The sequence below is a fragment of the Shewanella sp. LC6 genome, from assembly GCF_006385735.2.
Lineage (GTDB): Bacteria > Pseudomonadota > Gammaproteobacteria > Enterobacterales > Shewanellaceae > Shewanella > Shewanella xiamenensis.
Map to the genome: position 1 here is coordinate 773,497 of NZ_CP043902.1, position 12,628 is coordinate 786,124.

9 protein-coding genes are annotated in these 12,628 nt (G+C 45.7%); 6 read left to right on the plus strand and 3 right to left on the minus strand.

Translation table 11 applies throughout. The features are described 5' to 3' along the window. Nucleotides 1–5: 5 nt before the first annotated feature. Nucleotides 6–2,723, minus strand: coding sequence for a DEAD/DEAH box helicase (locus FJD32_RS03520; RefSeq protein ID WP_140907232.1), 2,718 nt, complete (start codon nt 2,721–2,723; stop codon nt 6–8). Between the two features lie 369 nt (nt 2,724–3,092). Here FJD32_RS03520 and FJD32_RS03525 point away from each other — a divergent pair, with 369 nt between their 5' ends. After that, entirely contained in the window at nt 3,093–4,454 is a 1,362-nt protein-coding gene (locus FJD32_RS03525; protein ID WP_055647842.1) for a DUF4397 domain-containing protein, read from the plus strand. 77 nt (nt 4,455–4,531) lie between these two features. On the opposite strand, the gene FJD32_RS03530 is transcribed toward FJD32_RS03525, so the two are convergent. Then, nucleotides 4,532–5,968 carry a LysM peptidoglycan-binding domain-containing protein gene (locus FJD32_RS03530; protein ID WP_055647843.1) on the minus strand — a complete coding sequence of 479 codons (1,437 nt, stop codon included), beginning with the start codon at nt 5,966–5,968 and terminating at the stop codon, nt 4,532–4,534. Between the two features lie 348 nt (nt 5,969–6,316). Between FJD32_RS03530 and FJD32_RS03535 the strand changes: the two genes are divergently transcribed. From FJD32_RS03535 to FJD32_RS03555, 5 genes are all read left to right on the plus strand, one after another. Further along, nucleotides 6,317–7,645, plus strand: a complete 1,329-nt coding sequence (locus FJD32_RS03535) for a leucine-rich repeat-containing protein kinase family protein (protein ID WP_055647844.1) — start codon at nt 6,317–6,319, stop codon at nt 7,643–7,645. A gap of 109 nt (nt 7,646–7,754) precedes the next feature. Continuing rightward, nucleotides 7,755–9,533, plus strand: coding sequence for an SEL1-like repeat protein (locus FJD32_RS03540; RefSeq protein WP_140907233.1), 1,779 nt, complete (start codon nt 7,755–7,757; stop codon nt 9,531–9,533). 67 nt (nt 9,534–9,600) lie between these two features. Beyond that, a complete protein-coding gene (locus tag FJD32_RS03545; protein WP_037431171.1) occupies nt 9,601–10,011 on the plus strand; it encodes a DUF2391 family protein in 411 nt (136 codons plus the stop codon). A 92-nt stretch (nt 10,012–10,103) separates the two neighbouring features. Next, the gene (locus tag FJD32_RS03550) at nt 10,104–10,334 is read left to right on the plus strand and encodes a hypothetical protein (RefSeq protein WP_037421910.1); all 231 of its coding nucleotides are present in this window, start codon (nt 10,104–10,106) and stop codon (nt 10,332–10,334) included. A gap of 154 nt (nt 10,335–10,488) precedes the next feature. Continuing rightward, the gene (locus FJD32_RS03555) at nt 10,489–11,190 is read left to right on the plus strand and encodes a DUF3581 family protein (RefSeq protein WP_037421914.1); all 702 of its coding nucleotides are present in this window, start codon (nt 10,489–10,491) and stop codon (nt 11,188–11,190) included. 109 nt (nt 11,191–11,299) lie between these two features. On the opposite strand, the gene FJD32_RS25225 is transcribed toward FJD32_RS03555, so the two are convergent. Then, the gene (locus FJD32_RS25225) at nt 11,300–12,610 is read right to left on the minus strand and encodes a PAS domain-containing methyl-accepting chemotaxis protein (RefSeq protein ID WP_140907234.1); all 1,311 of its coding nucleotides are present in this window, start codon (nt 12,608–12,610) and stop codon (nt 11,300–11,302) included. Nucleotides 12,611–12,628 lie beyond the last annotated feature (18 nt).

The following is a 12,628-nucleotide window of genomic DNA, read 5'->3' on the forward strand; positions in this document are numbered from 1 at the left end:
CAGCATTAACTCGGTTGGTTTATACCCAATTGCTGGCAAATATATTGGATGCACAATTCTTGCTGCTGACACCATAATCCGTAGCTGACGGGGATAAGTTTAATCCCTGCGCGCTGTAACAGTTTATACAGTTCAATATCGAAAAAGTCCGCCCATGGCCCTGGGTAACCGATTAAATCTATTGCTAAATATTGGTTACCATAGCGGCACAGAATATCCAGTTCTAGCCCTGCCATATGGTAGGCGCGCCAGACTGTTATGCCTTTTTCTTCAATCGCGAGTGCCACCGACTGGCCGAAGCTATCGAGGGCATCGACATAATTATGTGCCGCTTGAAATTGGCCCGCCGATGCTAAGTAAGTTGCCAGTAAATTATTGTTGGGGAGCTCATGCGCTTGTACCGATAAAAATAGCCACTGCATTTGTTTAGCGCGGGTGATGGCGACATTGAACATATCTTCGCGATTTAAATACACGGCGGCGCGGCTGTCGTTGGCCGTAATGCTAAACGACAGCAGCATAATATCGCGCTCTTCCCCTTGAAAACCAAAGGGCGTGGCAATCCGTAATTGATGACGTTCTATTTGCTGCGTGCTAAAGCGTGCGAGGATCTGCTGGGATAAATACTCCGTCTGATTGCGAAAACAAGAGAGTACACCAATGCTGGCGGGCACTAATGCATTCTCTTGTTCATCAATCAGTTGAGCTAACTTTTCAATTAATGCCTCCGCTTCTATGGCGTTAATTCCTTTACTATCACGGCTGCCAGTCACCTGGACTCGGTGTAAGTGCCCTGAACTTGTGCAGGGTCTGTGCTGCATAATCTTCAGCATACCTTGATAAAACTGCTGATTACTAAATTGGATCAGCTCAGGTTTACTCCGAAAATGCTCATTTAAAAATACCACTTGGGATTGGCTCGCAAGGGATTGCGATACTAAGTCGAGCATACTGGCATCACGGTAGCTCATTAGGCCGCGGCAATCCGCAGCAAGTCCAAGTTGGGTCTGGATTTGGGTTTGTTTTGCGCGGGATAAAAACGAGAAATGGCGCAGTTGTTTGCTGTCGCCCACCACCAGTGCCGCTTTTGCCCGCTGTAAGGCCGGTAAACAGGCGGCAATATTGGCTTGAGTGGCTTCATCAATAATGACTAGATCAAACATTTGCTGCTCCATGGGCAGCACTTTATGCAAGCTGGCAAGGCTCGATAACCAAATGGGAAAGGTTTGCTTTAAGGCATCAAAATCCGTTTTGTCGAAACCGTCGAGTTGCTTAGCGGACTGCCGAGCGCGAAGTGCACTGGCAAAACTCACCAGCGTACTGCGCTTATGTTTGAGCAATTGGTGTAATCGATAGTGAGTGGCTAATTGTAAGTATTTGAGGCTTAAGTCTTCTTTTTGGGCGATGAGGGCCGTTAATTTATCGAGCACATCCCATTGCTGGGCAAACCTTTTGATACCTGCACGGTAAGCCCAGTTGTAAAATCCTAAGCGCCAGCGCGATTGTCCTTGTTGTAAGGTCGCCAGTTTTTGGCCGCGACGTATGGCGTGGCGGCAATGGTGTATAAAACCGGCTTCCATTTTAGTTTGCTCGCGAGTCACAGTATTAAGTTGCTGTTTTGCACTTAATAGCAATCTATCCGAGATGGTTTCATCAGTCGCTGGATGCTGGCCATGGAGCATTTCATCTATCTGGTTTTTAAGGACTTTAATAAACTGCGGCGAGCCAGCTCGAATAAGACTGCTCCCAAGCTGGAATTGCTGCTGCAACTTGTCGGCAATCACATCAACGGCAACGTCGGTGTGGGCGACGATAAGTACCGATTTACCCCTTAATACCTGCTCGGCCGCCACTGTGGCTATGGTGTAACTTTTACCCGTTCCCGGTGGGCCCGATATCTGCCCCAAAGTTTGATTGGCCGCCACCTTTAAGGCTTGAATTTGCGCGCGGCTTAATAGCCCTGGAAGATAAGCTTCTTGGGTGTCGACATTGTGATTAACTGAATCTCGAGTTGGCGCTTGCTCAAATAGCGCTTGAAGCGGCGCAGAGAGTGAGGGTGCTGTAATGAGATTGTCGAGTTCGTGCAATATGCCGCGACTGGCCTGCGAACGCTCTGCAAGAATAATTTGGCTGCGACTAACCATAAACTGCCCACGTTTACGGCATAAGCCAGTGAATTCAGCCTCATCGATCAGCTTGGGAAAATGCAATAAATGACTGGTATCAACATCGGCTTGGCCTGCCCGCAGCCAAGCTATCCAGCCACTGACATCCGTTGGATTATCGCGTAGCTCTTGACTTAAGCTGTGTCCCTCAACGACTAATTTTTCTAACAGGGCTTCGTTGATGGTGAATAGCCCGCCGCCAGAGAAGCTGTGATTAGATTCGAGGTAAATGCTATCGCCATCGGCCTGCAATTGGCATTCGCGGTACAGCAATGGCGTGACGACTTTACGTTTTTCGCCATTAAGCTCGACAGTGCCACAGAAAAACAGACAACAGTGCAATAATACTTTTTCTCGTAGATACAAGGCACTACGCGCCATTAATGCCGAGGCGGGAGCAAATAGCACCGGCAAGCGAGGCAGAAAGCCACTGCTTAACTCGTCTTCACCTTGGAGCAATAGCTTTTCTTGCTCAGCAAGTTTGTGGCTAGACCAAAGGTTAATTTCAGCACTATCGTGTTGAAAACACTGTTTGTAGTAGTTAAGAATCCCTTGCAAACCCTATCCATCCCTAAGGCTTAATTGGCGATGCGAGAGTAACCCAATCGTATAAGACGAACAAGGTTGTCGCGTATCTTGGGATGGAGCCAAAGTAGGTTAAAGTCCGAACGTCTGTGCTTAAAGCCAAATAATTTTTAGCGTAAAAGAAGTTATTTGAGTTGTAAGTAAACGTATCGCAAAAGGTATTTGTATCAATTCAGCGCTCGAAAAATGTGATTTGTATCAATATTGGCTTGGTTGCTGAAATGTTTGTTAAGTGTTTGAGTTTGTAAAATATTTGTTTTTGTTTTGAGTGGAAATTGCCATTGTTGTCATTGTATAACTGCGTAGACTGAACTGAAATTTTGTCTGCAAATGAGGGATACAATGCTTAACAATAAACTCAAAGGATTCGCAGTAATGACCTTCGCCTGTTTAGGGGTTACTGCTTGCGGTGGCTCCGATAATAACAAGGATGAGGATACCTCCAAAACCGATACCTATGTGCAATTTTACAACGCGACAGTTGGCAGCACTGATACCGCGCTGAAGATTGGCGATAAAACCTATGAAAGTGTGAGTTACGCCGATGCGATGCCACGCTTTACATCAACTCCCGGCGTGAGTGCTGTCGAGGTGATGGGTAAGGATGCGGCAAATAAAGATATTTCACTCTATAAAGAGAATATCGATTTAAAAACGGCAACCGACCATTTCTTTGTATTACATGGGGATTTTGCCTCGCCAGCCCTTTTGAATATCAATTACTCGCGCACCGAGCTTGATAAACAAAATGCCGAGGCAGACAAGAGCAAAATGCAGTTGTTGATTGCCCATACCGCAACCAATGCACCTGCTTACGATGCGTATATTGCCAAAGCGGATAAAGGCTTTGCTGATGCGGTGATGCTTGGCAGCGTTTCCTATGGTGAGGTTTCAACGCCACAAATTTTGGATACGGGCGACTACAAAATTTATCTGACCGCGGCGGGTACGACCAATATCAGCTATACCACGGCGAGCATTAACTTTAAAACCAAGGTGCCCTATAAGTTGATTTTAAGGGAAAGCTTTGGCGCATCAGCGGCTAAAATCAGTTTAGACAGCGTCGATTCTACCACCAATGTGCGTAACCATGTCGCCCTCGAAAGCAGTGTTGATTTTAGAGTGTTCAATGGCTTGGCCACACATAATGTTGATGTGAAAGTGGTGAGTAGTAAACAAGAAGCGCTATTTAGCAATGTGGCTCCCTTTGGCGTAACGGCCTATAAAGGCGCCGAGTTTAATGACTTTGGCGTGAGCGTATTTGACCATACTAGCCAAGCGAAATTGCTCGATAATGTGCTGATCACCCTTAATCAAGATGATATTAAAACCATCTTTATTTACGAGCAGGGCAGCCAAGTGAAGGCGATGGAGATGAAACAAACTCAAACGCCAAGTCCCTACAGCTTCAAGTTCGATATCGTGAGTTTTGCCGATAAGAGTAACCTTACTTTGTACTTTTTAAAGGCGAACGACACTATTGATACGGCAACCTATAAGATCAGTGCGGTTAATCCGACAGCACCGCAATCATTAGTGGTGCCTAAAGGTGAGTATTCTATCAAGGTCATCTCGGTCGAAAATGGCTCAAAAACGGTGGTTTACGCCTCTGATATGATCGATTTTAATAATCAAGACAACGTCACTATGGTGCTGAATAAGGATGCCTCAACTAGCTTTGGCTATAACCTAGTTAAGCTTTAATCGCAGCGGTTGAGCTGTAAATAAATTGGACAATAAAAAAGCACTACCTAGGTAGTGCTTTTTCGTATTAACAGTCTCTATTCTGACAGTTTTAGCTCTTGGCCGGGTTTAATAATGCTCTTGGCATTGAGCTGGTTCCACTTCATTAAATCGGCGAGTTTCACCTTGTTTTTACGCGCGATTTTATCCAGTGAATCCCCTGATTTTACTTTGTAGGTTTTGGCTTTAGCCGCTGGTTTATCGGTCGATTTTGAGGTGGCGGCTTTAGTGCTACTCGCATTCGCTTTGGTCGATGATTTGTCTGTTTTAGCCTTAGCTTTTGCGGGCTCTGGCTCATTATCATTAGCCGCCATTGGCGTTAATAGCGTGAGCTCTTGGCCGACTTTTAGGCGATCAGAGGTCAGATTATTTGCCTGTTTTAACTCTTTGACTGATAAATCAAATCTAGCTGCGATCGAACCTAAGCTATCACCGGATTTCACGATATAAGTTTGGCTGTCGTAACGTTTTTGAGCATAGAGCTTGTGCTGATTTTCTTGATAGTGGCCAATGTTTTCAATCGGCAGGGCAATTTGGTATTTGCCTTTACTGGGGATCACGTTTTGACGGTATCCAGGGTTATAGGTTTTGAACTCCGCTTTAGTGAGCCCCGCAGCATTGGCGATTTGGCTTATTTCAACGCCATTGGGCGCGGGTAAGCGTTCCAAAAATGGGCGATTGGCAATCGGCATTACTTTGAGATTGTAATGGCTTGGGGCGCGGATAATTTGGATAAATGCCAGCCACTTAGGCACGGTTTGTACTTGGCGAGCAGGAATATTCAGCGACCAGAAATCCGTAGGTTTGCCTTTAGCTTTGTTTCTATCGATAGCGGCTTTAATCACTAATTCGCCACTGTTGTAGCCCGCAACGGCGTTAATCCAGTCGTTACCTAAGGTGTCGTGTAAGTGCTGCAAATAGTCGAGTACGGCATCGGTCGAGGCCAATGCATCTTTGCGACCATCGTAGGCTGAGTTGATCGTTAGGCCAAAGTTTCGGCCCGTAGCGGGGATCATTTGCCAAAGTCCGGCGGGGCCATTTGCTTGCGCCAGCGGGTTATAACCACTTTCGACAATTGGTAATAGTGCCAGTTCTAGTGGCATATTGCGGGCTTCGAGTTGACTCACAATATAGTATAAAAATGGCTCGGCACGCTGGGTCACCTGAGTCATAAACTTTTGCTTGTCATCGAAAAAGTTACGCTGTTTGCGCACTTCTGCATCGTCATGCACATCAATAGTACGGGCGTGTTGAATTTTCTCCCATACATCGGCATAGCGCTCGTCGACAACCTCTTTTTTATCATGATGAGATTGTGTGGTATCTCCGCTATCACCTTCAGCTTCTGGGGCTGTGGTGGCAAATTCCATGGGCGAGGTTTGCGCCGACGTTGTCGCACAGCCACTGAGTTGGGCTGTCAACATGGCGATCATTAGCACTGCTAATGCACTCGGTTGGCGAAAGGTTTTCCGCATGATTATCCTGTCATTTTTGCTAACTTGGCGTTATACCCAAACAGCCTAACTCGATGCAGGCTTCTGTGTTTAAGACTGCCGAAACGGAGTGTTTGTGTACGCCATTTCTGTATTGCAGCAATTCAAAATGTGGTCGACATTTGTCCTTGATGCACCTTGAATGAGAGCACCCTAGGCGCTCTGAAACTGATATCTTTAGGTTGCTTGGGTATAGATAATGTTGCACATGCTAATCTGTTTTGCGGTTTCTGGATAGCTTTGCTGATAATTTGACCACCTAGGTCACATTTAGATTTACCACTAAATAAGCTAACATAGCAGCGATTTTTCATTGATGTGGGTTAGAGAGTGCAGACGTTAACGCAGTTAAAAGCAGGACAATTACAAGGGGTTACTCGATTACAGTTGGTTGAAAACCTCACTGAGTTTCCGCAGGAAATCTTTGATTTAGCCGATACGCTGGAGATCCTCGATTTATCCAATAACCAGTTAAGTTCACTGCCCGATGATTTATATCGTTTAACCCATCTAAAGATTTTGTTTGCCTCCAATAACCGCTTTGAAGTGCTGCCAGAAGTGTTAGGTCAGTGCCCCAAATTGGAGATGATTGGCTTTAAGGCTAACCAAATTCGTGTTGTGCCAGAGGCATCGTTGCCCCCACAAACCCGCTGGTTGATTTTAACGGATAACCAAATCACCGCCTTGCCCGAGCGCATGGGGCAGTTGCATCGTCTGCAAAAATTAGCCTTGGCAGGTAATCGCTTAACTTCGCTGCCCGCATCTATGGCCCAATGCCATAACTTAGAATTAGTTCGTTTGTCGGCTAATCAACTGCAAGCGCTTCCAAGCTGGGTGCTTAAGCTACCCAAACTCACTTGGCTGGCGTTTGCGGGTAATCCCTTTAGCCATACCTTGGTTGATCCCCATGCCGATGTGGCGAGTATGCCAAATGTGACATTAGCGGACATTGAGCTCGGTGAAAAACTCGGTGAAGGGGCTTCTGGCATTATTTACCAAGGTCGTTGGTTAAATCCTGCTATGGTGGCTGCTACTGGGTGCGAACATATTGCGGTTAAGTTATTTAAGGGAGAGGTGACCAGTGATGGCTATCCTGCCGATGAGCTGGATTGTTGTTTAACTACGGGCGCACATCCAAATCTCATCAAAGTCTTAGCGCATATCAGTCAACAGGATCAACTTGGTTTAGTGATGGAACTGATTCCTCAAGGATTTAGTAACTTAGGTTTACCGCCATCTCTAGCGACTTGTACCCGAGACACCTTTAAAGCGGGGACCGAATTTAGCCTGAAGGGCATAACTGAAATCGCTTTGCAATTAGCTGACACCCTAGCGCATATGCACGGGAAGCAAGTGAGCCATGGTGATGTCTATGCCCATAATATGATGGTTAATCAGCAAATGGCGCTGTTGTTCGGTGACTTTGGCGCCGCCTCAAACTTAGCAAAATTGCCTACATCGGAACGTGATGCCATGGAGGCTATTGAGGTGCGCGCCCTAGGGTGTTTACTTGATGACTTATTACCCTTTGCCGATAACGATGAAGACGACGCGCTGCGAGTTCAACTGCGGCAGTTAAAAGCACACTGTATGCAGCCGGCGTTATCTTGTCGCCCACGCTTTAGTGATATCGTGAAGACATTAGCTGCACTGCGCTAAGTTTACGTATGTGGCATGCAGCAAATGCAAGGGATCATGGGGTGAAAACCAACGCAGAGACATTTATTCAAGAGCGACTAAATCTCATCAGCAATGGAGAGCTGGCATTATGAGTTCTATTTCAAAACTGGTTTGGCTAAGCTTATGCTTAAGCTCGTTTCTCTCAGCGCCCGTTTGGGCGGGATTTTGGGATAGCCTGTGGCAGCGAGAGTTGCCTGTTGACCAAACTACACCACCCAAGAATGCACAGCGTTTTGAGTTTATGGGGAGTTTACCTGCTCATACCCAACTAGAACTTGTGGGCTATTACACTTCCTCTGTTTGTACCCGTAAAGAAATCCGTTTCCCGAATGGTGATATTGCTAATCCCTATCGCGCCACACTGAATAAAAGCTCGGTATTGCGTCAATCGCTTGAAAGTGGCGCTGTCGCTAAACCATTCACCCTTACGTTAGCCTTGCAAGGGGGCGGAGATTGCGATTGGCAGTTGGAGGACTTAGTCCTTGACCTTAACTTGATGCCAAGTCATCCCATATGGCAAAGGGTTAAGTCATTAAAAGATAACTATTTACATACGTCACCATTATTAACATCGAGCGAGCCACCGGCCAAAGCCTCGCCCCATGATGGATTTTATTTAAGCCAAGAGCTAACTATCGAACCGATACATGCTGGCAGTGAAGAAGATACTAATCTGGTTGCCGCGTTACCGCTTACCCTTAATCCTGTGTATTACCCAGTGGTTATCTATAGCCCCAAAACAGATAGCCCCTTTGAGGTAAAGCTTAAGAGTAATTTGCAGTCGACCAGCAGTTTATGGTCGAGCAGTGCAACGCAAATGGTGCGTTTCGATAAAGAGGCTGTGCTGCGGGTGCAGTTTAATCCAGAGGTTTTGCCTGATTATCAAGTGAATGTGTGGCGCCAAGCTGACGATATTTCGGTGCATTACCCCGATGGTACCGAATATCGTTATCCGCGTGGAGATGTGCATCTCTATGCCTATGGTAAGCCTGAATCTATGCTCAATACCTTAAGCGCAAGCACCAAGGCCGAAGATAAGCGATTGCTAGCGCACATCTATTGGGCAGGTCATGCACTGGCGAAGGATGAAGAAAAAGCGCGTAAATTCTACCGAGAGGCGGCCGAGGGTGATGACTTAATTGCTATTCAGTGGATGCGATCACAGGCCGCCTATGCGGGGGAGGTTGATCAGAGCCAATATTGGTTACAACGTGCTGCTAGGCTTGGGGATATGGATGCCAAAATGGCACTTATTCGTAAGCCCTTTGAGACCATACTGCAAGGCAAGTCAAATACCGCCGAGGCAAAAAGCGCAGAAGTTAAGGCTTGGGAGCAGTTAAAACAGTTGGTTAGTCAAGGTGTGCCAGAGGCTATGAGTATGATGGCTCTCTACCAAGTATTGCCTTGGTCGCCCTACCATGATGCAACGGCGGCATTAGCCAATTATCATTTGAGTGCACAGGCTGACCCCGCTTTGGCCCTTAGCGCTGCCAGTGATTACTATTATTGGCTAGAGGATTTTGAACAAAGCCAAGAGTTTTGGGAGATTGCCGCCGAGCGGGATTTGTATGCTGCCGCAGAATATGCCGATATCTTATTGAAACCAGCGCAGCGCAACCCACAAAGAGCTCGTTATTGGCTTGATAAGGTTGCCTCTCAAGGTGAAAAGCAAGGTATTCAACAAGATGTGCTTGGTAAGGCTTATTTTCAATTGGCCAGTTTACTCGATGCAGGAGAGGGCGGCGATGCCGATCCCAAGCGTGCACAAATCCTGTACCAGCAAAGTCTCGTATTGGCTGAGCGTTTTTCAAATGATTATGCCGCTCAAGCGAAAGAAAGACTCAAATCCCTTGAAGAGCGCCTGTAGCTAAGTTAACAGGGATAACTCGATAACAGGCTTATTCAAGCCATAGGCAAGACAGGGAGATTAAGCTATGGCTTTTCAATTTGATACCTATCGTTTTAATACCGAAGATGCGATTCAAGTGTGTGTAGGTGCCTTTGCGCTCGCTGTGCCCATCGGTTTTTCTGAAGAGGCATGGCAACTCGGAGAAACCTTACCACTACTGAATTTGCTGATGTTATTTGGTTTGTCGTTGCTGTTTCTCGGAGCGTTTACTTACCAGAGTGTGTTCCAACAGAATATTCGTCACCGCCTGCCGGTATTTATTTTCCGGATTATTATTGCCTATTTGATAAGTGCTTGTGTCGTCAGTTTAGTGCTCTTGTGTCTCGATAAATTGCCCTTAATTGACGACACCATGACTTCCTTTAAACGGATTATCGTGATTAGCATGCCCGCTTCTATGGGAGCGATTGTAGTAGATAGCTTTGATAAGGAATAAGTTTGGGCTGATGTCATGACTTTTGTCACTGGTGCATTTAGGTTATGTTGCTCATACTGGAACCCAATAGATCGATTGTAAAAGGACGCATTATGAACCCAGCAACCCTTGCATTACTTATCCCGATTTTTGCCATTGTGGGAGGATATGCGGTCGCGATTATGAAAATCCGCGAGCGCGGTAGTTCTGCCAATAATAAGCTTCAGGCAGATAACCAGTTGTTACATATTGAACTTGATAAACTTCGCGAACGGGTTGAAGTATTAGAGCAGCTAGTGACCGATGAGAGTTTTCAATTAAAGCGAGAATTTAAGCGAGTCTAGTCCTAACAAATATGGTCATGGTGCAGCCGAGTGCCATGACTCTAGCTTGTATCTGGTTGCTCAAGTCATCGGGTGAGTGAAATGCCAAAACTGAGGTAGACTCGTGACCATTATGTTGTTAGCCCAATGTTGAGCCATTAAAGAACGAGTGAATATGTTTCTATCGCCTTATTTTTCAAAGCAAAATCAATCAATTTCTGTTTCTGCACAACAAGCCAGTGACTTCGCTAAAAAAATCGCTCAAGACTTTAACCCTATCCACGATGTGGGCGCAAAACGTTTTTGTGTGCCTGGCGATTTGTTATTTGCCTTAGTCTTAACCCAGTATGGGCTAAGCCAAAGCATGAAGTTTACCTTTGCTGGCATGGTCGGTGATGGGGTTGAGCTGCAATTTCCTGAACAAGTGAACGATAGCTTTTCGATTTGCGATAACCGCGATAAAACCTATTTACATGTCACTCGCCAAGGTGATGCTAGCCGTTGTGATGCACAAACCGAATCTTTTATTCGTAATTATGTGGCCTTCTCGGGACACAATTTTATCGACATTCTGATGCCCTTAATGAAACAACATCAAGTGATGATCAATCCTGAGCGTCCCTTAGTGATCTACGAAAGCATGTCATTCGACTTGACGACACTCGACTTTGTTGAAGTAAACCTATCGCTTGTAGAACAAGAGCTTAAGATTGATGGCAAGCGTGGCGATGTGACGCTGCACTTTGAACTGCACAGCGGTGATATCTTAGTCGGTACCGGAATTAAGACCTTAGTGATGAGTGGCCTTCGCCCCTACGAAGAGGCGCAAATGCAGCAGATGTGTGCCGCTTACGAAGGGCGAAAAACCGAGTTTTAATTTGATCTAAGGCCCGCTTTATCGGTCAGGTCTCTAGGGCGAGATAATTGGGGATAAACAGTGGTTTGGGATAATGATTGACTGTATCCCAAACCAAGGCGTTTTAATGCTAACGATGTTGCTCATCAATCGACAGTTGGGATACGGTATTGGCGACATTTTCCGCGCCAGTACGAATATGGCTCATCACAGTTGTCACTTCTACTAACTGCTGTTTACCTTGTTCAGCGATTCGCTCCACCTCGTTCATCATGCTGGTGGCACTGGCGGTGAGCTGGCTATTTTTCTCAACAACGGCGGCAATTTCATTGGTGGATTTACTGGTCCTTGCGGCAAGCTGACGTACCTCATCGGCCACCACAGCAAAGCCTCGTCCCTGTTCGCCAGCACGGGCCGCTTCTATTGCTGCATTAAGTGCCAGTAGGTTCGTCTGGTCAGCAATGGAGCTTATGGTAGCGACAATCGCTTGAATACTTTGGGATTGCTCATTGAGTTGGGTAATAGATTTAGTGGTTTTTACCGTTTGTTCCGCGATAGCATTTGAAGTATTAACTGTCGCATCCAGTAATTTAACACCTTCAATAGCTTGCTCTACTGTGAGTTGGGATGTCTCAAGTGCAATATCCGCCGCTTGTCGTACAGCATGACTTTGCTCAATTCTTTTAGTGATATCACTCGCAAATTTAATGACTTTAACCACTTTGCCATTTTCATCCACCACAGGGTTATACACGGCCTCTAGCCATATAGAATTCCCATAGGCATTTTTACGCTCGAAGAGTCCTTGTTGATATCTACCGTGTTTGAGTTCATCCCAAAAGCGCGGATTCTGTTGATAAAAGGCATCGAAACATAATATTCGATGGTGTTTTCCTACGATTTGCGCAGCTTGATATCCCATGGTTTTTAAGAATTTTTCATTAGCCTGCAAAATGGTGCCATCGGGTTTAAATTCAATAATGGCTTGGGCACGATTAAGCGCTGTAAAAATGGCCATTTGATCATCGAGTTTGTGTTTATCTTGGGTGATGTCAGAGGCAATTTTCATAATTTTGATGACTTTGCCGTCCATCTTGATCGGAAAATAAGTTGCCCTTAACCAGACCTCTTCGCCATCTTTACGGAACCGTTGAAAATTGCCTTCTTTAGGTTGGCCAGATTTTAGGCTTGTCCAAAACTGCTGGTAGCTAGGTGAATTGGCTAATTCTGAGGAGCAGAATAATCTATGGTGTTTGCCGACGATCTCATGCAGGCTATAACCTATTTCATTCAAAAATATATGGTTAGCATCAATGACAACGCCTTCTGGCGAGAATTCGATAGTGGCAATACAATCCTTTATTGAGTCAATAGTGGCTTCAGCTTCCTTGCGTTTAGTTTCACTGATTTCAAGGCTTTTACGTAATGAAGAATTAAACACTGAAGTACTCCTAATGAG

Excerpts from the sequence above, each read along its gene's own strand:
- FJD32_RS03545 (WP_037431171.1), top strand. The coding sequence starts at position 9,601 with ATGGCTTTTCAATTTGATACCTATCGTTTTAATACCGAAGATGCGATT.
- FJD32_RS03550 (WP_037421910.1), top strand. The coding sequence starts at position 10,104 with ATGAACCCAGCAACCCTTGCATTACTTATCCCGATTTTTGCCATTGTG.
- FJD32_RS03540 (WP_140907233.1), top strand. The coding sequence starts at position 7,755 with ATGAGTTCTATTTCAAAACTGGTTTGGCTAAGCTTATGCTTAAGCTCG.
- FJD32_RS03530 (WP_055647843.1), bottom strand. The coding sequence starts at position 5,968 with ATGCGGAAAACCTTTCGCCAACCGAGTGCATTAGCAGTGCTAATGATC.
- FJD32_RS03525 (WP_055647842.1), top strand. The coding sequence starts at position 3,093 with ATGCTTAACAATAAACTCAAAGGATTCGCAGTAATGACCTTCGCCTGT.
- FJD32_RS03555 (WP_037421914.1), top strand. The coding sequence starts at position 10,489 with ATGTTTCTATCGCCTTATTTTTCAAAGCAAAATCAATCAATTTCTGTT.